At 55.1% G+C, this 21310-nt stretch carries 30 protein-coding genes and 1 pseudogene; 30 read left to right on the top strand and 1 reads right to left on the bottom strand.

Annotation, left to right across the window (positions count from 1 at the left end; all coding sequences use genetic code 11):
* Positions 1–216: 216 nt before the first annotated feature.
* The 3 genes from obgE to Q8Q07_05140 all read left to right on the top strand — a co-directional run bounded on the left by obgE (position 217) and on the right by Q8Q07_05140 (position 3235).
* Positions 217–1482 carry a GTPase ObgE gene (obgE, locus tag Q8Q07_05150; GenBank protein MDP3879676.1) on the top strand — a complete coding sequence of 422 codons (1266 nt, stop codon included), beginning with the start codon at positions 217–219 and terminating at the stop codon, positions 1480–1482.
* Positions 1483–1509: 27 nt separating this feature from the next.
* Positions 1510–2112 (top strand): nicotinate-nucleotide adenylyltransferase, encoded by a 603-nt coding sequence (gene nadD / locus Q8Q07_05145; protein MDP3879675.1) that lies wholly within the window; start codon positions 1510–1512, stop codon positions 2110–2112.
* 130 nt (positions 2113–2242) lie between these two features.
* Positions 2243–3235 (top strand): DNA methyltransferase, encoded by a 993-nt coding sequence (locus tag Q8Q07_05140; GenBank protein ID MDP3879674.1) that lies wholly within the window; start codon positions 2243–2245, stop codon positions 3233–3235.
* Positions 3236–3559: 324 nt separating this feature from the next.
* Here Q8Q07_05140 and gyrB read toward each other — a convergent pair whose 3' ends face one another.
* Positions 3560–5485 (bottom strand): DNA topoisomerase (ATP-hydrolyzing) subunit B, encoded by a 1926-nt coding sequence (gene gyrB, locus Q8Q07_05135; GenBank protein MDP3879673.1) that lies wholly within the window; start codon positions 5483–5485, stop codon positions 3560–3562.
* Between the two features lie 484 nt (positions 5486–5969).
* On the opposite strand from gyrB, the gene rpsL reads away from it, so the two are divergent.
* From rpsL to map, 27 genes and pseudogenes are all read left to right on the top strand, one after another.
* The gene (rpsL, locus tag Q8Q07_05130) at positions 5970–6386 is read left to right on the top strand and encodes a 30S ribosomal protein S12 (protein MDP3879672.1); all 417 of its coding nucleotides are present in this window, start codon (positions 5970–5972) and stop codon (positions 6384–6386) included.
* Between the two features lie 18 nt (positions 6387–6404).
* Positions 6405–6875: a 30S ribosomal protein S7 gene (gene rpsG, locus Q8Q07_05125; GenBank protein ID MDP3879671.1), complete on the top strand. Its 471-nt coding sequence runs from the start codon at positions 6405–6407 to the stop codon at positions 6873–6875.
* Between the two features lie 25 nt (positions 6876–6900).
* On the top strand, positions 6901–9033 hold the full coding sequence (fusA, locus tag Q8Q07_05120) for an elongation factor G (protein ID MDP3879670.1): 2133 nt from the start codon (positions 6901–6903) through the stop codon (positions 9031–9033).
* Complete coding sequence (gene rpsJ / locus Q8Q07_05115; protein ID MDP3879669.1) at positions 9026–9334, top strand: 30S ribosomal protein S10; 309 nt, start codon at positions 9026–9028, stop codon at positions 9332–9334. Before fusA ends, rpsJ begins: the two co-directional genes overlap by 8 nt.
* A gap of 33 nt (positions 9335–9367) precedes the next feature.
* Complete coding sequence (gene rplC, locus Q8Q07_05110; GenBank protein MDP3879668.1) at positions 9368–9991, top strand: 50S ribosomal protein L3; 624 nt, start codon at positions 9368–9370, stop codon at positions 9989–9991.
* 5 nt (positions 9992–9996) lie between these two features.
* On the top strand, positions 9997–10680 hold the full coding sequence (rplD, locus tag Q8Q07_05105) for a 50S ribosomal protein L4 (protein MDP3879667.1): 684 nt from the start codon (positions 9997–9999) through the stop codon (positions 10678–10680).
* Complete coding sequence (gene rplW, locus Q8Q07_05100) at positions 10640–10924, top strand: 50S ribosomal protein L23 (GenBank protein ID MDP3879666.1); 285 nt, start codon at positions 10640–10642, stop codon at positions 10922–10924. Before rplD ends, rplW begins: the two co-directional genes overlap by 41 nt.
* A 136-nt stretch (positions 10925–11060) precedes the next feature.
* The gene (rplB, locus tag Q8Q07_05095) at positions 11061–11891 is read left to right on the top strand and encodes a 50S ribosomal protein L2 (GenBank protein ID MDP3879665.1); all 831 of its coding nucleotides are present in this window, start codon (positions 11061–11063) and stop codon (positions 11889–11891) included.
* A 2-nt stretch (positions 11892–11893) separates the two neighbouring features.
* Positions 11894–12184, top strand: a complete 291-nt coding sequence (rpsS, locus tag Q8Q07_05090) for a 30S ribosomal protein S19 (protein ID MDP3879664.1) — start codon at positions 11894–11896, stop codon at positions 12182–12184.
* Between the two features lie 41 nt (positions 12185–12225).
* Positions 12226–12564 carry a 50S ribosomal protein L22 gene (gene rplV / locus Q8Q07_05085; GenBank protein ID MDP3879663.1) on the top strand — a complete coding sequence of 113 codons (339 nt, stop codon included), beginning with the start codon at positions 12226–12228 and terminating at the stop codon, positions 12562–12564.
* A pseudogene (rpsC, locus tag Q8Q07_05080) lies at positions 12564–13295 on the top strand (30S ribosomal protein S3). Before rplV ends, rpsC begins: the two are co-directional and overlap by 1 nt.
* 178 nt (positions 13296–13473) lie before the next feature.
* Entirely contained in the window at positions 13474–13899 is a 426-nt protein-coding gene (rplP, locus tag Q8Q07_05075) for a 50S ribosomal protein L16 (protein ID MDP3879662.1), read from the top strand.
* Positions 13900–13926: 27 nt separating this feature from the next.
* Positions 13927–14124 (top strand): 50S ribosomal protein L29, encoded by a 198-nt coding sequence (rpmC, locus tag Q8Q07_05070; protein ID MDP3879661.1) that lies wholly within the window; start codon positions 13927–13929, stop codon positions 14122–14124.
* Between the two features lie 49 nt (positions 14125–14173).
* A complete protein-coding gene (rpsQ, locus tag Q8Q07_05065) occupies positions 14174–14455 on the top strand; it encodes a 30S ribosomal protein S17 (GenBank protein MDP3879660.1) in 282 nt (93 codons plus the stop codon).
* A 23-nt stretch (positions 14456–14478) separates the two neighbouring features.
* Positions 14479–14847: a 50S ribosomal protein L14 gene (rplN, locus tag Q8Q07_05060; GenBank protein MDP3879659.1), complete on the top strand. Its 369-nt coding sequence runs from the start codon at positions 14479–14481 to the stop codon at positions 14845–14847.
* A gap of 1 nt (position 14848) precedes the next feature.
* Positions 14849–15160, top strand: a complete 312-nt coding sequence (rplX, locus tag Q8Q07_05055) for a 50S ribosomal protein L24 (protein MDP3879658.1) — start codon at positions 14849–14851, stop codon at positions 15158–15160.
* Entirely contained in the window at positions 15161–15712 is a 552-nt protein-coding gene (gene rplE, locus Q8Q07_05050; GenBank protein ID MDP3879657.1) for a 50S ribosomal protein L5, read from the top strand.
* Positions 15705–15890: a type Z 30S ribosomal protein S14 gene (locus tag Q8Q07_05045; GenBank protein MDP3879656.1), complete on the top strand. Its 186-nt coding sequence runs from the start codon at positions 15705–15707 to the stop codon at positions 15888–15890. The genes rplE and Q8Q07_05045 overlap by 8 nt, the downstream gene beginning before the upstream one ends.
* A 34-nt stretch (positions 15891–15924) precedes the next feature.
* Positions 15925–16323 (top strand): 30S ribosomal protein S8, encoded by a 399-nt coding sequence (gene rpsH / locus Q8Q07_05040; protein MDP3879655.1) that lies wholly within the window; start codon positions 15925–15927, stop codon positions 16321–16323.
* A 21-nt stretch (positions 16324–16344) separates the two neighbouring features.
* Positions 16345–16899: a 50S ribosomal protein L6 gene (gene rplF / locus Q8Q07_05035; GenBank protein ID MDP3879654.1), complete on the top strand. Its 555-nt coding sequence runs from the start codon at positions 16345–16347 to the stop codon at positions 16897–16899.
* The gene (gene rplR, locus Q8Q07_05030) at positions 16896–17261 is read left to right on the top strand and encodes a 50S ribosomal protein L18 (GenBank protein MDP3879653.1); all 366 of its coding nucleotides are present in this window, start codon (positions 16896–16898) and stop codon (positions 17259–17261) included. Before rplF ends, rplR begins: the two co-directional genes overlap by 4 nt.
* Before the next feature lie 40 nt (positions 17262–17301).
* Positions 17302–17847, top strand: a complete 546-nt coding sequence (rpsE, locus tag Q8Q07_05025) for a 30S ribosomal protein S5 (GenBank protein ID MDP3879652.1) — start codon at positions 17302–17304, stop codon at positions 17845–17847.
* Positions 17848–17906: 59 nt separating this feature from the next.
* On the top strand, positions 17907–18101 hold the full coding sequence (gene rpmD / locus Q8Q07_05020) for a 50S ribosomal protein L30 (GenBank protein ID MDP3879651.1): 195 nt from the start codon (positions 17907–17909) through the stop codon (positions 18099–18101).
* On the top strand, positions 18088–18552 hold the full coding sequence (rplO, locus tag Q8Q07_05015; protein ID MDP3879650.1) for a 50S ribosomal protein L15: 465 nt from the start codon (positions 18088–18090) through the stop codon (positions 18550–18552). Before rpmD ends, rplO begins: the two co-directional genes overlap by 14 nt.
* Positions 18533–19846: a preprotein translocase subunit SecY gene (gene secY / locus Q8Q07_05010; protein MDP3879649.1), complete on the top strand. Its 1314-nt coding sequence runs from the start codon at positions 18533–18535 to the stop codon at positions 19844–19846. The genes rplO and secY overlap by 20 nt, the downstream gene beginning before the upstream one ends.
* Before the next feature lie 41 nt (positions 19847–19887).
* Positions 19888–20556 (top strand): adenylate kinase, encoded by a 669-nt coding sequence (locus Q8Q07_05005; GenBank protein MDP3879648.1) that lies wholly within the window; start codon positions 19888–19890, stop codon positions 20554–20556.
* The gene (gene map, locus Q8Q07_05000) at positions 20553–21302 is read left to right on the top strand and encodes a type I methionyl aminopeptidase (protein ID MDP3879647.1); all 750 of its coding nucleotides are present in this window, start codon (positions 20553–20555) and stop codon (positions 21300–21302) included. The genes Q8Q07_05005 and map overlap by 4 nt, the downstream gene beginning before the upstream one ends.
* The last annotated feature ends 8 nt before the right edge of the window (positions 21303–21310 follow it).

The following is a 21310-nucleotide window of genomic DNA, read 5'->3' as shown; positions in this document are numbered from 1 at the left end:
CTTTACCTAACTTTTCCTCACTTTTCAACCAATCACCCTGTAAAATTTGATAAGTCCGGCTGCCTTTTCATAACTTCCAAAACCGCCCTGTGTATTATCGTCTCTTTCCCTAACCCGGTGCCAGATTTTAACCCTGCGTCAATTCGTGCTAATATTACTAATACTAATCTAAGTAAAAGTACTTATAAAACTATAGGAGTTTATTAATTATTAAGCGTGTTTGATAAAGTAGAGATAACAGTAAGGGCTGGCGGTGGCGGTGATGGCGCGGTGAGTTTCCGGCATGAGAAGTATGCTGAATTTGGCGGTCCTGACGGCGGTGATGGTGGAGATGGTGGAGACGTAATTATTCTGGCTGACGCCGGAATTACCGACCTGCGTATGTTCAGGGGGAAAAAGGTATATTCGGCGGGCAGGGGCGAGAATGGGAAGGGCAAGAAGCAGCACGGCAAGAAGGGGAAGGACCTGGTATTAGGGGTGCCGGCGGGCTGCGTTGCCTGGAGGAATACACCATCCGGTAGTGGAGAGATGGTTGCTGATCTGGAGTTACCCGGCCAGCAGGCGGTGGTAGCCAGAGGAGGCAGAGGGGGGCTGGGTAATGTTCACTTTGCCTCATCAACCAATCAGGCGCCGCAGCTGGCGCAAAAGGGAGAGGCCGGGGAAGAGATCTCGCTGGTACTGGAGCTAAGGCTTATTGCCGATGCCGGCATTATCGGTTATCCCAACGTCGGTAAGTCCACCCTGCTGACAGCCGCCTCCGCGGCCAGACCTAAAATAGCCGGTTATCCCTTCACCACTCTTGAGCCGGTACTGGGGCTGGTTGAGGTCAATCAGCGGAGCTTTGTCCTGGCTGAGGTGCCGGGGCTGATTGATGACGCTCACCTGGGACGGGGGCTGGGGCATGATTTCCTGCGCCACGCTCTGCGTACCAAAATACTGATCCACCTGATAGATGGCGCCTCGGCGTCTCCCGTGGAAGATATGCTGCGGGTCAATGCGGAGCTCAGCTTATTTGACCCGGCCCTGGCGCAAAAGCCTCAGCTCGTGGCGGTAAACAAGGTCGACCTGCCCCAGGTCAGCGCACGGTTGGCCGAGTTGAAGGAGCTTTTCAGCCGCGCCGGAACCCCGGTTTTTTTCCTCTCCGCGATGAGTGGCGAGGGCGTACCTGAGCTTATGGCTGCGGCGGTGAAACTGCTGGGCAAGGTAGCGGAGCGGGTGAAATCCGCTGAACCGGTTCCCGGTGTTGTCTTCCGGCCTCAGCCCAGGGACGCCGGTGTGACCGTGAGCCGGGACGGGGATACCTTTGTTGTGAACGCTCCCGCTCTAGAGCGTATTGTTAGCCGGGTGGATATGGGCAACCCCGAGGTGCGCCGCCAGCTCCGCCAGCAAATATCCAGGCTTGGGGTCAGCAAGGCCCTGGAAAAGGCCGGGGTCAGTCCCGGAGACAAAGTCCGCTGTGGCGGTGTTGAATGGGAGTGGTAATTAATCTCGATTAACCGGAGGTGAAAGTTGAATTCAGGGGTACTGGGCGGCACTTTTGACCCGGTCCATAACGGGCATATTGTTGTCGCTGAAGAGACCAGACGCCTCTTGAGTCTGGATGAAGTGCTTTTCATCCCGGCGGGTGACCCGTGGTTGAAGGCAGGTAACTCTATTCTGCCCGCGGAGCACCGCGTCCAGATGGTCCGCCTGGCGATTGCCGGCAAACCTTACTTCAAGCTGTCCACAATGGAAATAGACCGGGCTGGTCCCACCTACACGGTTGATACCATCAGTGAACTGAGGTCCCGGCTCGGGCCGGCTGACGAACTGTTCTTTATTCTGGGGAGGGACAATCTGGCTCAGCTTCCCCGCTGGCGGGAGCCGTCACGCTTGATTGAGATGTGCCGTCTGGTGGTGGTACCCAGGCCCGGCTATTCACTGCCTGACTTGCGTTCACTGGAGGAGGCTATTCCGGGAATATCGCGGGTGCTGGTGTTACTGGATAAACCGGAGATGGATATTGACTCCACGGAAATCAGGAATCGGGTAGCTCAGGGTCTATCAATCAGTCACCTCGTCCCGAAGGCGGTAGACGAATACATCAAGCAACACAAGCTGTACTCAAGCTGATTGGGGAGGTTGAAGTGAAAGCAGTTGTCGTAGAACATCGCGCTGCCGCTTAAAAGTTTGAATGACTGAAACGTTGAGGTAAATCGTAGTGGATAGTATCCGGGGACAGGGTAACCCTCCGGGAGAGGCAATGGAAGAAGCTCAAGAGTTCTGCCAGGCCCGGGTAACGGACTGCTATGACTGCGCCGAAGCCGCAAGCTGCCCGGCGCTTAACGAGTTATTCCTTAAGTATTATAAGAAGAACGGGGTCAATAACTACCAGGCAACAACCCGGGCAGTGCCCCACCCCAAAAATTCCCTCAATGAGCTTGGCGGCGCGGAGTGGCTCTACTTCACCAAGACGTTGCTGACCACCTCTTACTCCCGCCGCTACGGGCATGAGCTGCGCAAGGCGCACGGCGCCAACAAGCCTCCGGAGCTGATGAAGCACCTCATTGAGTTCTTTACCAGAGGGGGTGACCGTGTATTGGACCCCTTTGCCGGGGTGGGCGGTACTCTGCTCGGCGCCGCCATCGCCGCTCCCCCGCGGCAATGTACCGGCATTGAAATCAACCCGAAGTGGATTGACATCTATCACCGTGTAGTCGAGGATAGCAACTCCCGTGGAGAAGATCTGCGCCGGTATGAAATGATCCAGGGCGACTGCCTGGAAGTGCTGCGAAGCTTTGACGCAGGAAGCTTCCAGTTCATCGCCACCGACCCGCCCTACAACCGGCACCTGGAGAAGACGATGTGCACCGGGCAGTACCGGGACTTCGCCAACCGCCAGACCGATTATGACATGCGCTCTGATGACCCGCTTGACCTGGCTAACCTGTCAACCTACGCGGAATATCTGGACGCCATGGAGCGTGTCCTGGGCGAGTGCTACCGTGTCCTGGAGCCGAAGAAATACCTGGCGCTGATCATCCGGGACGCCTACCAGGACGGCGAGTACATCTTCACCCATGTGGATATCGCCCGCAGAGCCGGGGCGCAGGGCTTTACTCCCAAGGGTGAGATAGTGTGGTACGAGGCGGGTACCAGGCTGAGACCCTACGGCTATCCCTATGCCTACGTGCCCAATATCGCCCACCAGTACATCGTGATACTGCGGAAAGAGAAAAGCAGGGCATCAGTCTGAAAACACGTTGTTTATGAAACATATCAAAGACTGTCGGAGGCTGCCCAAAAATGTCATTCTGAAGGAGCGGAGCGACTGAAGAATCCGGGGGTGGAGTTGATACGCAATCAAATGCCTCCCCCAACCCAGATACTTTGCGGAGTTTATATTGAGCGTAGCGAATGTACTCAGTATGACAATTCGTCGTTTTCAGACAGCCTCTCCAGAGGGGTGGAGCTGGAAACTGGATTCTGGCTCCCGTAACGCGGTACGGGACAAGCTTCGCCAGAATGACAAGACATCATCTTCGCGCTGTATTGGCTCAATGCACATCAGGGCAGGGCACTAAACATCCAGGTTCTTGACGCTCTTGGCGTGTGCCTGGATGAAGGCCTTTCGGGGCGGGACTTCATCACCCATCAGCATATTGAACACCTGGTCAGCCTTGGCCGCATCGTCAATGTTTACCGTGATCAGGGTGCGGGTGTCCGGGTTCATCGTGGTCTCCCAGAGCTGCTCGGCGCTCATCTCGCCCAGGCCCTTGTAGCGCTGGACGTCCACATTCCGGGTGCCTTTCAGCCCGCGCAGGGCTTCCTCTTTTTCCTGCTCCGAGTAGAGCCATTGCTCGGTCCTGGCGGACTTGACGCGGTAAAGAGGTGGCTGGGCGATAAACAGGTGCCCGTGGTGAATCAGCTCCATCATGTGGCGGAAGAAGAAAGTCAGCAACAGGGTGCGGATGTGCGAACCGTCAACATCAGCGTCCGTCATCAGGATGACGCGGTGGTAGCGGAGCCGGGCCAGGTCTAACTCATCATCGAGGCCGGCCCCCAGCGCCGTAATGATAGCCCGGATTTCCTCATGGGCCAGTATCTTGTCCGGCGGGGCTTTTTCCACGTTGAGTATCTTACCGCGCAGCGGCAGGATAGCCTGAAAGCGGCGGTTCCGGCCCTGCTTGGCGGAGCCACCCGCGGAGTCTCCCTCAACCAGGTACAGCTCGCAGTGAGCGGGGTCTTTTTCGGAGCATTCCGCCAGCTTCCCGGGGAGCGTACCGGCATAGAGTCCGCTCTTGCGGACAATCAAATCGCGCGCCTTACGGGCGGCTTCTCTGGCTTTAGCGGCGAGCAGACACTTTTCGATGATCTTCTTGAGGTCGTCGGGGTGCTCTTCAAGGTAGAGGGATAAACCTTCGCCCATTGCCACCTCTACGGCGCCCTTGGTCTCAGGATTGCCTAATTTAGCCTTGGTCTGCCCCTCGAACTGCGGCTCGGTAAGCTTAACGCTGATGACGGCGGTGAGACCTTCCCGGACGTCCTCTCCGGTGAGGTTGGGCTCATCTTCCTTGATGAGCTTGCTTTTACGGGCGTAATCGTTGAGAACGCGGGTCAGCGCCGTGCGGAAACCGGTGAGGTGGCTGCCCCCGTCGATGGTGTTGACACAGTTGGCAAAGCTGAATACGGACTCGGTGAAGCCGTCATTGTACTGAAGGGCGACCTCAACGATGGTACCGTTTGCCGTACCCGAGATATAAATGGGCAGGGGGTGGCGGACTACCCGGTTGCGGTTGAGGTGACGGACGAAGCTGGTAAGTCCCCCCTCAAAGTAGAAGGTGCGTTCGTCATCAATCCTTTCATCCTTGATTGAGATTTCCACCCCTTTATTCAGGTAGGCCATCTCTCTCAGGCGTTCACTCAGGGTATCAAAGTCATACCTGGCGCCGCCGAATATCTCTTCGTCAGCCAGGAAAATAATGGTCGTGCCTGTTTCACCGGCTTCACCGACTTCGACAACGCCGGTCTGTGGTATCCCCTGCTTGTATTCCTGCTGGTAAATCTTGCCGTTCCGCTTGACCCTGACGGTGAGCCAGCGGGAAAGGGCGTTCACTACTGAAGCGCCGACCCCGTGTAACCCGCCGGATACCTGATAGGTCTTGCCGCCGAACTTGGCCCCGGCGTGCAGGGTGGTCATTACCGTCTCCAGGGCGGAGAGCTTGGTGGTGGGGTGGGTATCGACGGGGATACCACGCCCGTTATCCTCCACCATGACGGAATTGTCTGCGTGAATGGTTACCTTGACCTTATCGCAGAAACCGGCCATGGCTTCATCGATGCTGTTGTACGCAATCTCGTAAATGAGGTGCTGCAGTCCGCGCTGGTCCGTGCTGCCGATGTACATGCCGGGCCGGCGGCGTACCGCCTCCCGTCCCCCGAGGACATGAATCGCGTCGGCGTTGTATTCGCTCGTTGCCGTTGTTGAAGCCGGGTTCTTGGCCATTACTCGCTCTTACTCCTTTGCTTGTGATAACAGTACGGTAAAGAACAGACAGTTCGGGAGAGAATAGAATGGCTAGCTGGTGTTGAAACAAAAAACATGGTATCTGCTGATAGAAACATCATTATTATTATAGCACATTTTGACCGGGAAGTGAAGCTATTGTAGCCAACCACAGGTAAATACTGCCGCCGGCGTATCCGGTTGCATGCCCTTAGTATATTCTATTATACTAAAGTAGCGGGGATTCCTCTCCAGAGTAGATGATGTATTCCTGGTTATATCCTCAAAGAGGAATTGCCCCTAAACGCCTTGTAGCAAAGACCCGTCCTACCAAGAGTTGACAGTTTACTTTAGCTGTGATAGACTTTCTCTTTGGTACTTGGCGGTTCAGCAAACGGATGACAGAGTTGATTTTCAAGCTGTCGTTCTGATGATGGATGAGCTTATGCTCATCCATTTCAATTGTGAGACGGGGAGGAGATAATTGCCAACAATTAATCAGCTTATCCGAAAAGGGCGTAGGGCGGCTTCGAAGAAAAGTAAGACGCCGGCGTTGCGCTTCACCTATAATGCGTTGAAGAACAGGATGGTCCAGGGTGAGGGTTCTCCGCAGAAGCGCGGGGTCTGTATCCAGGTAAAGACGACCACCCCGAAGAAGCCCAATTCAGCGCTGCGTAAGATAGCCCGGGTACGGCTGTCCAACGGCATGGAGGTAACCGCTTATATCCCCGGTGAGGGCCACAGGCTGCAGGAACACTCCGTAGTCCTCATCCATGGAGGGCGTGTTAAAGATCTGCCCGGCGTGCGTTATCATATTATCCGGGGGGTACTGGATACCACCGGTGTCGAGAATCGCCGGCAAGCCCGCAGTAAGTATGGCGCCAAGCGGGTCAAGGCTTAAGGTACTCAGGAGGATAGAATGTCAAGACGGAGTCGGGCCACCACCAAAGGGATAGCTGCCGATGCTGTTTATCATAATGTAGTCTTAGCCAGGCTGATTAACAGAGTAATGAAGGATGGCAAGAAGAGCACGGCGGAGAAGATTGTTTATGGTGCTCTGGCCAGTATCGAAAAGCAGGAAGACAAAGCTCCTCTCTCCGTGCTGGAACAGGCGGTGAGAAATGCGACTCCTCAACTGGAGGTTAAGTCACGCCGTATCGGGGGCGCTACCTATCAGGTCCCGGTAGAGGTACGGCCGGAACGGAGCCTCTCCCTGGCTCTGCGCTGGCTGGTTGCTTCGGCCAAGTCCAGGCAGGGTAAATCTATGGTCGTGAAGCTGGCCGGTGAGCTTAGCGATGCGGCTAAGGGGCAGGGGGCGACCGTTAAAAAGCGCGACGATACTCATAGAATGGCTGAGGCGAACCGGGCCTTCGCCCACTACAGATGGTGAAAGGTGACCTAAGGGCAATTTCAGTATGGTAAATAAACAGCAAACAATTAAATCGGGGGCAGAGGAGAGGGTAGTGCCGAGAAGTTTTCCACTTGAAGATATACGAAATATAGCTTTTATCGCTCATATCGATGCCGGTAAGACTACCGTCACCGAGCGGATATTGTATTACACCGGCCGTACCTACAAGGTAGGGGAAGTGCATGAAGGGACGGCGGTCATGGACTGGATGGAACAGGAGAAGGAGCGCGGCATTACCATCACCGCCGCGGCGACAACCTGTTATTGGAGAGACCACCGCATCAATATCATTGATACCCCCGGGCATGTTGATTTTACCGCTGAGGTTGAGCGCAGTCTCAGGATACTGGACGGAGGCGTGGTGGTTTTTGACGCGGTGGCCGGAGTCGAAGCTCAGTCAGAGACGGTATGGCGGCAGGCTGACCGGTACCGTGTGCCCCGCATTTGCTTCATCAACAAGATGGACCGGCTCGGCGCCAATTTCAACCGCACCATATCCATGATTGAACAGCGGTTGCGCGCCAAACCGCTGCCGATCCAACTGCCTTTAGGCGTTGAGACTGCATTCCATGGCGTTATTGACCTGATTGAGAGCAGAGCCTGGAGCTTTGATGGTGAGATCGGGACAGAACCGACGGAGGTGGCTATCCCTGAGTCAGAGCGGGCGAAGTGTGCTGAATATCGTCAGGCGTTGATTGAGAAACTGGCGGAGATGGATGACCAGATTTTAATAGCCTACCTTGACGGTCATGACATTCCCGCTGAAGAGTTAAAACAGGCCTTAAGAAGAGTAACCCTGGCTAATAAAGGGGTACCGATTATTTGTGGCAGTGCGCTGCGGAATAAAGGTATCCAGCTATTACTTGATGCCATTACCAGCTATCTGCCATCGCCGCTGGAGGTGCCGCCCGTGCCGGCTGTGGCTACTCATGGCCAGGCTGAGCTCTCCATTCCCGCCAGTGACGAGGAGCCCTTTACCGCGCTGGCCTTTAAGGTGGTATCTGACCCCTACGTCGGCCGGCTGGTCTACTTCAGGGTGTATGCCGGCAAGCTGGCCGCCGGTGACCAGGTCTATAACTCGACCCGGGGCAAGAGAGAGAGGCTGGGACGGTTGCTGTTAATGCACGCCAACCGCCGCACCGAGATAGATGAGGCTGATACCGGTGCTATTGTGGCTACTCTGGGCCTTAAGGATACCTTTACCGGGGATACCCTGTGTCATCCTTCGCGCCCGGTGATACTGGAGTCGATCCGTTTCCCTGAGCCGGTAATATCAGTGGCTATTGAACCAAAGACCAAAGCTGACCAGGACAAGATGGGGGAAGCCCTGCAGAGACTAACCGAGGAAGATCCCACTTTCAGGGTGGTTTTTGACCACGAGACGGGACAGACGGTCATCTCCGGTATGGGTGAGCTTCACCTGGAGGTCATCGTAAACCGGTTGCTCAGTGAGTTCAAAGTAGGGGCCAAAGTGGGCAGGCCACGGGTTGCCTACCGGGAGACCATCACCCGGCCGGTGCGTGCCGAAGGCAGGTTTATCCGGCAGAGCGGCGGCCATGGTCAGTACGGGCATGTCTGGATTGAGCTTGAGCCCGGGGAGCGCGGCAGCGGTCTGGAGTTTGTTAACCGTCTTAAAGGGATTACCATCCCCAAGAATTTCATCCCGGCTGTTGAAGCCGGTATCAAAGAGGCTACGGAGACCGGGGTACTGGCCAATTATCCGGTGGTTGATATCAAGGCAACCCTGGTTGACGGCAGCTATCATGAGGTTGACTCTTCAGAGTTAGCCTTCAAGATGGCCGGTTCGATGGCGTTGAAGAGCGGCGTCGCTAAAGCGGCCCCGGTTCTTCTGGAACCGATTATGAAGCTGGAGGTAGTGACGCCGGAGCAGTTCCTGGGTGATGTTATCGGTGACCTCAATTCAAGGCGAGCGCATCTTGCATCCGTTGAGACCTACGGAGAATTAGCTACCATCCATGCCCTTATCCCCCTGGCGGAGGCTTTTGGCTACGCAACCGTTCTCCGGTCGAAAACTCAAGGCAGAGCTACTCACTCGATAGAGTTCGATCACTATCAGGAAGTGTCGGCTGATTTAGTGGCCAAGATGGTTGATAAAGTGGGGAGTGAACATGCCTAAACAAAAAATTCGTATCAAGATAAAGGGCTTTGACCATAAGCTGGTTGACCAGGCGGCGGAACAGATTGTAGAAGCCGTGGAGCGTACCGGAGCCGTTATTTCCGGGCCGGTGCCGCTGCCAACACATATCCAGAAGTTCAGCGTTATCCGCTCCCCGTTCATTGATAAAGACTCACAGGAGCAATTTGAAATCCGGACCCATAAACGGCTTATTGATATTATCGAAACGAGCTCCAAGACAATAGATGCTCTGACCGGTCTGCACATACCCTCGGGAGTTGAGGTAGATATTAAATTATAGAGGGGCGCAAATCGCTTTAAGGAAGCTGAAGATATGTTACAGGGAATTATTGGCCGGAAACTGGGCATGACCCAGGTATACAATGACAGCGGTGAAATGGAAGCGCTGACTGTTATTGAGGCCGGGCCGTGTACCGTAATACAGGTAAAGACCGAGGCTAAAGAAGGTTATAATGCCGTTCAGCTCGGCTTCGGTGAGGCGAAACGGATCAAGTCGCCGCAGCGGGGACATCTCAGGGAGCTGGGTAAATTCCGCTACCTTCGCGAATTTAGGGTGGGTGATGCGGAAGCGATCAATATCGGCGATAGGATTGACGTTAGCCTCTTTGAAGAAGGTGACCACGTGGATGTGACCGGAGTCTCCAAGAGCAAGGGTTTCGCCGGTGTGGTCAAGCGCCATCATTTTGCCGGCGGGCCGAAGACTCACGGCCAGTCCGACCGGCACCGTCACCCCGGCTCGATAGGCTCGACTACCTCCCCCGGCAGAGTGCTCAAAGGGACCCGTATGGCCGGGCGCATGGGGGGTGAGCGAGTGACGGTGCGCAAGCTGGAAGTATATAAAACAGACCCGGAGAATAACCGGTTGCTGGTCAAGGGAGCGTTACCCGGTAGCCGCAACGGGCTGCTTCTGATAAAGAAATCGGGCGGGGGAGCATAGCCGAAATGCAGGTTCCAGTTTACAGTGTTACCGGAGAAGAAGTAAAACAGATTGAGATCAGCGAGAGCGTGTTTGGCGTGCCCTTTAATCAGGGAGTGGTGCATCAGGTAATGGTCGGCCAGCGCGCCAATGCCCGCCAGGGCACGGTCAGTACCAGGACCCGCGGCGAGGTCACCGGGAGCACGCGGAAGCTGTACCGCCAGAAAGGTACCGGGAATGCCCGGGCGGGCAGTATCAAGTCACCGTTGCGCCGGGGGGGAGGCATCGTCTTCGGGCCCAAGCCGAGAAGTTACCGGCAGGCGCTACCGAAGCGGATGCGCCGGCTGGCGCTGAGATGTGTCCTTTCCGCCAAGGTCCGGGACCAGGAATTGAAAATCGTCGAAGCGCTGGAGTTTGAGCAGCCGAAAACCAGGGAAATGGCGCAGGTTCTGGCCGCCCTGGGCGTGACTTCTTCATCTCTTATCGTTACCGGCGCCCCGGAAGAGAATGTAATCAAATCAGCCCGTAACCTGCCCGGTGTCAAGACGATGCCGGCCAGTTTACTAAATGTGGTTGACATCCTTTCCCGCAAAATGTTATTGATAACGGTGTCTGCCGTACGCAGGGTGGAAGAGTTGTGGGGAGAGGAATCAACCGGAGGAGAAAGCAGTGCAACTGCATCAGATATTGCGCCGTCCGCTGATAACTGAAAAGTATACCGCCCTCCAGGCTTATGGTAAATATGCCTTTGAAGTAGCCGCGGGGGCTAATAAACCTCAGATTAAACAGGCCGTAGAAAAGGCTTTTAAGGTCAAAGTGACGTCGGTGAATGTGATGACCATGCCCGGTAGCCGGCGCCGGTTAGGAATGCGGCAGCTCCCGGCCCGGCCCTGGAAAAAGGCGGTGGTTACCCTGCAGCCGGGGGATAAGATTGAGCTCTTCGAGAGTACTTAATAAATGGTAAAGGGAAGGGGGAAAGCCCCTTCAGGGACTGCGCTCTTTCCCTGTTAGCGGGATTAGGTGAGAGTTCGGCCCGGGGATTACTTCTTAAAAGGAATCCCTTCAAAAACTGGGGAGACTGTAGTAGAAAATGGCATTAAAGATATATCGACCAACTTCTCCCGGCAGGCGGGGCATGACCGGCGCCACCTTTGAAGAGATAACCAAAGACAAGCCGGAAAAATCCCTGCTCTTGCCCCTGAGGAAGAGAGCCGGGCGTAATAGCCAGGGGAGAATAACCGTCCGTCACCGCGGCGGAGGCGCCAAGCGGAATATCCGCATCATCGACTTTAAGCGCGGCAAAAGCGGCGTTCCGGGCAGGGTGGCGGCTATCGAGTATGACCCGAACCGTTCGGCGCGGATCGCCCTGATTTACGATGCTGACGGAGAAAAGCGTTACATCCTGGCCCCTCTGGGACTGAAAGTTGGCGATACGATAAAAGCGGGCGGAGAAGCCGAGATAAAACCGGGGAACAGCTTACCTTTAAAGTTGATTCCAAGCGGCACTATGATACATAATATAGAGTTGCAGAAAGGCAAGGGGGGGCAGCTGGTGCGCAGCGCCGGGATGTCCGCCCAGATAGTAGCCAAGGAAGGCGATTATGCCCTCATCCGGCTGCCGTCCGGTGAGGCCAGACGTGTCAACAGTGATTGTACGGCGACTGTCGGGCAGGTGGGTAATGTCGAGCACCAGGGCATAAAATTAGGCAAGGCCGGCCGGAAACGGTGGTCGGGCTGGAGGCCCACGGTAAGAGGCTCGGCGATGACGCCCCGCGACCACCCTCACGGTGGTGGAGAAGGCAGAAGCCCGATAGGTCTCCCCGGGCCGAAAACGCCGTGGGGGAAGCCGGCACTGGGCTACAAGACCCGTAAGAACAAGGCTTCGGATAAAATGATTGTTAAACGCCGGGGGAAGAAGTAATAATGTCAAGGTCAACCAAAAAAGGTCCAGCCGTTGATGAAAAACTGATGAAAAGGGTGGAAGCGCTTAATCGCTCCGGCCAGAAAGCGGTTATCAAGACCTGGTCGCGCTGGTCTACCATATTACCGGACATGGTAGGTCTGACCATCGGCGTGCATGATGGGCGGAGGCACGTTCCCATCTTTATTACGGAGAATATGGTGGGGCATAAGCTGGGTGAGTTCGCTCTGACGCGGACCTTCCGGGGGCATGTCTCCAAGGCGGAAAGGACTTCTCAGGTAAGAAGGAAATAGCAGCTTACGGCTGGTTTTAGGAAAAGCCTGAAGGTATAAAAATGAAAGTAAGAGCGATAGCTAAAGATACCGGAGTATCACCGCGCAAGGTACGGCTGGTGGTTGATATGGTACGGGGTAAGAAGGTTGACGAAGCCTTAAATATGCTCAGATTTACCCCTTCCCCGACTGCCCGCGTCGTGTCCAAGGTGATAAAATCAGCGGCGGCTAATGCCGAGAATGGTTTTCAGATGGCGGCCGCGGACCTGAAAATTGTCAGTATCTATGCTGATGAGGCGCGGACTTTGAAGAGGTTCCGTCCCAGGTCCAGAGGGCGGGTAAGCCCTATCCTGAAACGTTCCAGTCATATTACCGTAATTGTTGGTGAACAGGAGAGTTAATGGGACATAAAGTACACCCACTGGGCTTTAGACTTGGCGTCATCCGTGATTGGCAGGCTAAGTGGTACGCCGATAAATCTTACGCCGATTTCCTGCAGGAAGACCTGAAATTGAGGCAGGCTATTCAATCCGCTTATGCCGATGCCGCCGTCTCTCTGGTGGAGATTGAGCGTGAAGCAAACCAGGTGGCGATGACCGTTCATACGGCCCGGCCGGGTATCGTCATCGGCCGCGGAGGACAGCGGGTTGATGAGACCAGGCGTTCCCTGGAGCGACTTATCGGTAAGAAGGTGCAATTAAATATCCAGGAAATTCAGCAGCCTGAACTTGATGCCTACCTGGTAGCCAGGAACATAGCTGAGCAGATTGAGCGCCGGGTTGCTTACCGCCGGGCGATGAAACAGGTAATGATACGCACGATGCAGGCTGGCGCCAAAGGAATGAAAGTCAGTTGTTCCGGCAGGCTGGGAGGCGCTGAAATAGCGCGCCGCCTGAGTATGCGGGAGGGACAGGTACCTCTGCACACGCTGCGGGCTGATATTGACTATGGCTTTATCGAGGCGCGTACGGTGATGGGGCGCATCGGGGTGAAGGTCTGGATATATAAAGGTGAAATCCTGCCGGAGGTCAAAAAAGAAGAGGAAGCCGAGGAAGCGCCGGCAGAAACAATGGCTGAGGCAGTAGCGGCAGAAGAAACGCCGGACAAACCGGCGCCGAAACGCCGGGCCAGAACCGCGCCGGCTGCGGAAGCGGCTGCCGGAGAAAGCACAGAAGGCGTAACGGCAGTAGCGGCAGAAGAAGCGCCGGACAAACCGGCGCCGAAACGCCGGGCCAGAACCGCGCCAGCTGCGGAAGCGGCTGCCGGAAATACGGATGAGGTAGAGTCGTCTAAGCCAGCGGGAGAGGATGATGTTACAACCTAAAAGAGTGAAGTTCCGCAAGTCGCATAAAGGGCACCGTCGTGGTGAATCCTCTTCGAGGAATACGGTTGTCTTTGGCGATTTCGGCCTGCAGGCGCAGGAGCCTGCCTGGCTCACTGCCCGTCAAATCGAAGCCGCGCGGCGGGCGATTACCCGTTACGTTCGTCGGGGCGGTAATATCTGGGTGTGCATTTTCCCGGATAAACCGGTCACCAAGAAGGCGGCGGAGACCCGTATGGGTTCAGGCAAAGGCGCCCCGGACCACTGGGTGGCGGTAGTAAAGCCGGGCCGGATTTTATTTGAGATGGCCGGCGTTAATGAGGATGTCGCCAAGGAGGCAATGCGCCTGGCGGCGCATAAACTTCCCATAGATACTAAATTTGTCGTCAGGGAAAGCCTGACGGCGGCCGGATAGTCAGACTACGGTGGGAGCTGGTGTCAATTGAAAGTTGATGAAATTAGAGCCTTGAGCTCCGAAGAATTGGCGAAGCAGCTAGAAGCTGCTCATCGTGAGCTTTTTGACCTACGTTTTCGTCTGGAGACCAAGCAGCTGGTCAACCATCGTCAGGTACGGGCGACCAGGAAGAACATCGCCCGGCTGCAGACGATAATCAGAGAGAGGGAACTGGCTCAGGAGTAAGTTATTAAAGATCAGGAGTTAAAACAGGCTCGGAGTGGGTTTGAAAGATATGGAGACAAAGCGTAAAATCAGGATTGGCCGGGTCGTCAGCAACAAGATGGATAAAACTGCGGTTGTCGCTGTGGAAACAACCACGCATCACCCGCGGTACGGGAAGACGCTTAAGAAGTTGGTTAAATATAAGGCTGACGATGCTAAAAATGAGTGCGGGGAAGGGGATATCGTCAGGATTATCGAGACCCGTCCTCTCTCCAAAGACAAGCGGTGGCGGGTGGCTGAGATAATAACCAAGAAGGAAGCCATTGAAATTCAACCCAGGGAAATAACCTAGGCTGATATTTGAGGTAGAGCGGCATGATACAATCTTATACCAGACTTAAAGTAGCTGATAACACCGGCGCCCGCCAGATTATGTGCATCGGGTTGCTCGGCGGTACCGGGCGGAAATTTGCCCGGGTGGGAGATACTATCGTGGCTTCGGTAAAGCGGGCAACCGCCGGGGGAGCCGTGAAAAAAGGCGAAGTGGTCAAGGCGGTTGTTATTCGTACCACTCAGAGGTACCGGCGCCCTGACGGCTCTTCCATCAGATTTGATGAGAATGCGGCGGTTATTCTTACGGATAAGAATAACCCTAAAGGAACCCGTATCTTTGGCCCGGTAGCGCGGGAACTGAGAGATAAAAATTTCACCAAGATAATATCTTTAGCCCCCGAGGTTTTATGAGATGAATATCAGGAAGAACGACACGGTTCTGGTTATCGCCGGTAAGGACAAGGGGAAAAAGGGTAAAGTGCGCTTTGCTCATCCACGTGACGAGCGGGTGCTGGTTGAGGGCGTTAATTTTATCAAGAGACATACCCGGGCGGTACGTCAGGCGCGGCAGGCGGGTATAATAGAGCGGGAAGCGCCAATCCATGTGTCCAATGTGATGCTGCTCTGCTCTAAATGTAATCACCCTGCCCGTATTGGCTTCCGTTTTTTGGCGGATGGTAAGAAAGTGCGGGTTTGTCGCGCTTGTCATGAGGTGATTGATTAGATGTCACGGTTGGGAGATAAATACAAGCAGGAAGTTGTCCCGGCGCTTATGGAGCGTAGTAAATACAAAAATATCATGGAGGTACCGCGCCTGGAGAAGGTGGTGCTTAATATTGGGGTGGGAGAGGCTATCCAGAATGCCAAAGCTCTCGAGGCGGCGGAAAGAGATCTGGCAACTATTACCGGACAGCACCCGATAACGACCCGCTCCAGGAAGTCCATCGCCAATTTCAAGCTGCGGGAAGGGATGCCCGTCGGCTTAAAGGTGACCCTGCGCGGTGAGCGCATGTATCAGTTTATTGATAAGCTGGTAAACACCGTTTTATGCCGCATCCGCGAGTTTCAGGGAGTTCCCCGGAACTCTTTTGATGGGCGTGGCAACTATACCCTGGCCTTCCGGGAGCAGACCGTTTTCCCGGAAATAGAGTACGACAAGATAGACAAATCCCGGGGTCTGGAAATTTCGTTTGTTACTACCGCCAAAGTAGACGAAGAAGGCAGAAACCTTTTGGAGTTGTTGGGAATGCCTTTTGCGATGGAGGACAATGGCTAAGAAATCAGAAATTGCCAAGTGGAGACGTCCCGCCAAATACAGCGTTCAGCAGCACAACCGGTGTCACGTGTGTGGCCGGCCTCATGCCTACATCCGTAAGTTTGGCCTGTGTCGTATTTGTTTTCGCAAACTGGCTCTGTCAGGTCAGATTCCCGGCGTGAGAAAATCAAGCTGGTGATAATAAAAATAAATGGTAATTTCAGGGAGGAACGGTGACTATCTCTGACCCAATAGCGGATATGCTAACGCGGATACGTAACGCAATTATGGTACGTCATGATTCGGTGCTGGTACCTTCCTCAAAAATGAAACTCTCTCTGGCCAGGATCCTCAAGGAAGAGGGTTTTATCAAAGACTATGAGGTACTCAAGGGGAAGCCTCACCGGACAATAAAGCTGGTGCTCAGGTATGATGATAATAACCGGCCGGTCCTTTCCGGGCTGGAGCGGGTAAGTAAGCCCGGGCTGCGGGTATACATGGGACGGAAAGAGATCCCGCGGGTTAGCGGCGGTCTGGGTATTGCCATTGTTTCAACATCTAAGGGTGTGATGACAGGCCAGCAGGCCTGGCGACAGGGACTTGGCGGAGAGCTGCTATGTTATGTTATGTAATTGAATCCGGGGGTAAGACTGGTGTCTAGAATAGGTAAAATGCCGATAGCTGTACCGTCGGGAGTGACGGTGAGCATTAAAAAAGATGAGGTCACGGTAACCGGGCCCAACGGGAAGCTTCAGCGTAGTTTTAGTCCGGAGATGTCGATCGCGCTTGAGGATAATAACCTGCTGGTCACCCGGCCCAGTGATAACCGTAGGCACCGCTCCCTGCACGGTTTGACCAGAAGCCTGCTGGCTAACATGGTGCAGGGGGTGGACAAAGGCTTTGAGAAGGTGCTGGAAATAGTCGGAGTCGGCTACCGGGCGGAGAAAGCGGGCGATAATCTGATACTTCGCATCGGCTTTTCCCATCCGGTTGAGGTTTCCCCTCTGCCCGGCGTTTCCCTTAATGTTGAGGGTAACAACCGGATTAAGGTCAGCGGGTTTGACAAGGAAGCGGTGGGTGAGATGGCCGCCAGGATTCGGGCTATCCGTCCGCCTGACGCTTATAAAGGCAAGGGTATCAGATATTCCGGGGAACCGGTTCGCCTTAAACCGGGTAAGGCAGGCAAGGCGGTGGGAGGTTCTAAATGACCAGAGATGAGCCGAGGGTAGCGCGCCGGCGGAGGCACATCCGCGTCCGGGCCAAGGTGAAGGGCACCCCCCCCCAGCCCCGATTGTGTATTTTCCGCAGTCTGAAGCATGTTTATGCCCAGGTGATTGATGACACGCAGGGTCAGACACTGACTTCAGCCTCAACTCTGGACCAGGAAATAAGGGAGGCAGCTGCCGGTAAATCCAGGACGGATAAGGCTGAGCTGGTTGGTGCCCTTATCGCCCGGCGGGCATTGAGCAAAGGGATTAACCGGATAGCCTTTGACCGGGGCGGATATCAGTATCATGGTAATATAAAGGCCATGGCTGACGCAGCTCGTAAGGGAGGTCTGAAGTTTTGAAAACCTTTGACGGAGAAAGTGGGAAAAGATGAGCGCGTTGCTGACCAGGATAGACCCGAGGGAGCTGGCGCTGAATGACAAGTTGATTCATATCAACCGGGTAGCCAAGGTATTGAAAGGGGGAAAACGCCTCCGCTTCAGTGCCCTGGTGGTTACCGGTGATGGTAATGGATACGTCGGTATTGGTCTGGGTAAGGCCAATGAGGTGCCGCAGGCCATCAACAAGGCAAATGCCACGGCCAGAAGAAACCTGATTAAAGTGCCGATGGCCGGGACAACCATTCCTTATGAAATCAAGGTCAAGTACGGCGCCGCTAAAGTATTACTTAAACCGGCCGCGCCCGGGACAGGTATTATCGCCGGTGGTAGTGTGCGGGCAGTGCTGGAAGCCGCCGGAGTCAAGGATATTCTGACCAAATCACTGGGCAGTGATAATCGTGTTAATGTCGCCAGGGCGACATTGCTCGCCCTCAGCCAGCTTAAGAACCCGGCGGAGGAGCTGGCCAGACGGAAGGCAATCTTCGAGGTAGCCGGTGAAAAACGGGGTACCTCATCGGAAGCTACAACCGGGAGCCGGGAAGTCTAGTTTACCGGAGAAATCCGGGGGTCTTTCCCGGCAGTCTCGCTTGAGAGGTGTTAGAGTCGATGACCGAATTACGTATCACCTGGGTGAAAAGCGCTATTGGCTACGCTGGTGACCAGAAGAGGACATTGAAAGTCCTCGGTCTGCACCGGCTGAATCATAGTGTTATCCATAAGGATTCGGCCTCATTGCGGGGCATGATTAAAAAAGTGAGGCATTTAGTCAGGGTAGAGGAAAAAACTGATGAAGCAAAATGAACTCTCTCCGGCTGCCGGTTCCAGAAAGGACAGGAAACGGGCGGGGCGGGGGAACGGTAGCGGACACGGTAATTATTCAGGGCGGGGCGTTAAAGGGCAGAAGTCTCGCGCCGGCTTTAAGATGAAGCCCGGCTTTGAAGGCGGACAGCTGCCTCTGATCAAACGCTTGCCCCAGAAGCGGGGCTTTGTCAACATGTTCCGGACGGAGTACAACGCGATCAATATCAACCGGCTTAATATCTTTGAAGCGGGGAGTGAGGTCACGCCGGAGACAATGCTTGCCCGTGGACTGGTGAAATCGCTGCGTCACCCGGTCAAGATTCTGGCCGGGGGTGATATCGAACATTCCCTTACCGTAAGGGCACACAAATTCTCGGCGGCGGCTAAAGCCAAGATCGAAGCGGCCGGGGGCAAAGTAGAGGAGATGGGGTATGCGCCCGAGAACAACTAGACCACGGCTGCTGCAGGCGGCCATTGACGCTTTCCACCTGCCTGATTTAAGGCGGCGCCTTCTTTTTATGGCGGTTATCGTGGTAATATTCCGCTTCGTGGCTCACGTACCTCTACCCGGAGTGGATGCCGATGCTTTGCGGGAACTCTTTGAACGTAATGCGCTGCTGGGTATGCTGGATATGTTCAGCGGCGGCGCCATGCGGAATTTCAGCGTGGCGGCGATGGGGGTTTATCCCTATATTACGGCTTCAATCATCATGCAGTTGATGGTACCGGTGATACCACGCTTACAGGCTATTGCCCAGGAAGGAGAAGCCGGCCGGCACCGCATTGACCGCTATACGCACTGGCTGACGGTACCCCTGGCCGGTCTGGCCGGATACGGGCAGATTGTCCTGCTGCGGCGGGAAGGGGTGGTGGCCAGCGCCGACCTACTGCCCACGGTGGCGATGGTCTTCGCCATGATGGCGGGCACCATCTTCCTGGTCTGGCTGGGTGAGCTTATTACTGAATACGGCATCGGCAACGGTATCTCTATTATTATCTTCGCCGGTATTGTGGCCGGTCTGCCGGAGATGATTGGCAGCGGTTTCCTGGCCAGGGAGCAGTTTGGCGGACTGGTGGCTTACGTGCTCATCGCCTTGGCTACCATCGTGGCCATAGTTATTTTTACCGAGGCGCACCGGCGTATCCCGGTACAGTATGCCCGTACCGTATTCCGTGGTAACCGCATGTATAAACAGTCAGGAGCCACTCATATTCCGTTGCGGGTAAACACGGCCGGCATGATACCTCTTATCTTTGCGATGTCCATGGTACTCTTCCCGGGAATGGTGGCCAGCTACTTCGCCGGTCCGCCGGATGCCCCTAACCTGGCTAATCATATTCAGAACCTGTTCAATCCCAACGCTGCCTTCCCCCTGGGCATGTTCTACTGGGGACTCTACTTTCTGCTGACGGTCGCTTTTGCCTTCTTCTACACCATGGTCATTTTCCAGCAGCAGGACCTGGCCGGTAATTTGCAGCGGCAGGGAGGATTTGTTCCCGGAATCAGGCCGGGAAAGCAAACGGCCAACTATCTTGATCAGGTAGTTAAGCGTATTACCTGGGCCGGGGCCCTTTTCCTGGCGATGGTGGCGGTAACACCTTACCTGGCGCGGGAGATTACCAGTGTCCAGGTGATACAGCTTTCCAGTATGGGTTTATTGATTGTCGTTGGTGTTGTTCTGGATACGATGAAGCAGGTTGAAGCGCAGCTGGTGATGCGGCGCTATGAAGGCTTCATCAAATAGTAAAAACTTTCAGCAATTTTGAAATAAGGGATAAAATACAAGTGTATATTATTTTTCTGGGTGCTCCCGGCGCCGGCAAAGGGACGCAGGCAGCCAGGATGGCACAGAGATTGAAGATAGCGCATATTGCCTCTGGAGACCTGTTCCGCCAGGCACAGGAACAGGAAACTCCGTTAGCCAGGGAGGTCAAATCTTATATGGAAAAGGGGGCTCTCGTCCCGGACGAAATAACGATACGGATGGTCCTGGAGCGCCTCTCCGCGCCGGACTGCGAGGCCGGGGTGATTCTGGACGGCTTCCCCCGGAACCTGCCCCAGGCTGAAGCTCTGGACCGGGCCCTCTCCGAGCGGAGGAAGGCTATCGATAAGGCGGTGTATATCAGGGTTCCTGAGCCGGAGTTATTAAAGCGGTTGAGCGGGCGCTGGGTTTGCCGGAAGTGTCAGGCGCCGTACCACTCCGTAGATTCTCCTCCCGGGGTCCCGGGTAAGTGTGACCAGTGCGGCGGCGAGTTGTACCAGCGCCCTGATGACAGGGTTGAGACGGTGAAAAAGCGGCTGCAGGTATATTTTACCGAGACCGCTCCCCTGATTGATTACTATGCCCGGGACGGTAAACTGCTGGAGGTGGACGGGGATGGGGGTGTTGAGGAGGTAGAAGGAAGAATGATAGCGGCTCTGGATAAAGAGTTTGCCCGCCTGGGGGGGCGGTGAGTATAACCATCAAATCCGAACCGGAGATTACCGCCATGCGGCAGGCCGGAAGGATTGTGGCTACGGTACTGAAAGTGTTAAAATCACAGTTGAGAGCAGGGATGAAGACGGAAGAATTAGATATTATTGCCGCGCGGGAAGCGGAAAACCTGGGAGCCACGCCCTCATTTAAGGGCTACCGGGGATATCCGGCTACTCTCTGTGTCTCAGTTAATGATGAGATTGTGCACGGCATTCCCGGAAAGCGGGTTCTGCGTGATGGCGATATCGTGTCGCTGGACTTTGGCGTTATTTTTAATGGTTTCCACGGAGATGCGGCGCTGACGGCGGGCGTGGGTAAGATTAGCCCGCAGGCGGAACAGCTGATAGCCGTTACCGAAGGCGCCCTCCAGACGGGGATTAAAGCCGCTCGCCACGGAACGAAGCTGGGAGACGTTTCGGTGGCCATTCAGCATTACGCCGAGTCAAGGGGCTACTCGGTAGTACGGGAATACACCGGACACGGTATTGGCCGGCAGATGCATGAAGATCCTCAGGTGCCCAATTTTGGGCTGCCGGGGCAGGGGCCGACTCTGAAGAAAGGAATGACTCTGGCTCTCGAGCCGATGGTAAATGCTGGCGGCTGGCGCACCAGGGTGGGCGATGACCACTGGACGGTCTTTACCGGTGACGGTAGCCTTTCCGCCCACTTCGAACACACCATTGCCATTACTGATGCTGAGCCTGAAGTGCTTACCGCTTTATAGATGAGGGT

Source organism: Dehalococcoidales bacterium, from assembly GCA_030698765.1.
Taxonomy (GTDB): Bacteria; Chloroflexota; Dehalococcoidia; order Dehalococcoidales; family UBA2162; genus JAUYMF01.
This window is presented reverse-complemented; position numbering and strand designations above follow the sequence as displayed.

Excerpts from the sequence above, each read along its gene's own strand:
- rpmD (MDP3879651.1), top strand. The coding sequence starts at position 17,907 with ATGACCGAATTACGTATCACCTGGGTGAAAAGCGCTATTGGCTACGCT.
- rpsG (MDP3879671.1), top strand. The coding sequence starts at position 6,405 with ATGTCAAGACGGAGTCGGGCCACCACCAAAGGGATAGCTGCCGATGCT.
- Q8Q07_05140 (MDP3879674.1), top strand. The coding sequence starts at position 2,243 with ATGGAAGAAGCTCAAGAGTTCTGCCAGGCCCGGGTAACGGACTGCTAT.
- fusA (MDP3879670.1), top strand. The coding sequence starts at position 6,901 with ATGGTAAATAAACAGCAAACAATTAAATCGGGGGCAGAGGAGAGGGTA.
- gyrB (MDP3879673.1), bottom strand. The coding sequence starts at position 5,485 with ATGGCCAAGAACCCGGCTTCAACAACGGCAACGAGCGAATACAACGCC.
- rplX (MDP3879658.1), top strand. The coding sequence starts at position 14,849 with ATGAATATCAGGAAGAACGACACGGTTCTGGTTATCGCCGGTAAGGAC.
- rplE (MDP3879657.1), top strand. The coding sequence starts at position 15,161 with ATGTCACGGTTGGGAGATAAATACAAGCAGGAAGTTGTCCCGGCGCTT.
- rplO (MDP3879650.1), top strand. The coding sequence starts at position 18,088 with ATGAAGCAAAATGAACTCTCTCCGGCTGCCGGTTCCAGAAAGGACAGG.
- rplV (MDP3879663.1), top strand. The coding sequence starts at position 12,226 with ATGAAAGTAAGAGCGATAGCTAAAGATACCGGAGTATCACCGCGCAAG.
- rplR (MDP3879653.1), top strand. The coding sequence starts at position 16,896 with ATGACCAGAGATGAGCCGAGGGTAGCGCGCCGGCGGAGGCACATCCGC.
- rplN (MDP3879659.1), top strand. The coding sequence starts at position 14,479 with ATGATACAATCTTATACCAGACTTAAAGTAGCTGATAACACCGGCGCC.
- rpsQ (MDP3879660.1), top strand. The coding sequence starts at position 14,174 with ATGGAGACAAAGCGTAAAATCAGGATTGGCCGGGTCGTCAGCAACAAG.
- rplD (MDP3879667.1), top strand. The coding sequence starts at position 9,997 with ATGCAGGTTCCAGTTTACAGTGTTACCGGAGAAGAAGTAAAACAGATT.
- rpsJ (MDP3879669.1), top strand. The coding sequence starts at position 9,026 with ATGCCTAAACAAAAAATTCGTATCAAGATAAAGGGCTTTGACCATAAG.
- rplB (MDP3879665.1), top strand. The coding sequence starts at position 11,061 with ATGGCATTAAAGATATATCGACCAACTTCTCCCGGCAGGCGGGGCATG.
- rpsS (MDP3879664.1), top strand. The coding sequence starts at position 11,894 with ATGTCAAGGTCAACCAAAAAAGGTCCAGCCGTTGATGAAAAACTGATG.
- Q8Q07_05045 (MDP3879656.1), top strand. The coding sequence starts at position 15,705 with ATGGCTAAGAAATCAGAAATTGCCAAGTGGAGACGTCCCGCCAAATAC.
- rplP (MDP3879662.1), top strand. The coding sequence starts at position 13,474 with ATGTTACAACCTAAAAGAGTGAAGTTCCGCAAGTCGCATAAAGGGCAC.
- secY (MDP3879649.1), top strand. The coding sequence starts at position 18,533 with ATGCGCCCGAGAACAACTAGACCACGGCTGCTGCAGGCGGCCATTGAC.
- rplC (MDP3879668.1), top strand. The coding sequence starts at position 9,368 with ATGTTACAGGGAATTATTGGCCGGAAACTGGGCATGACCCAGGTATAC.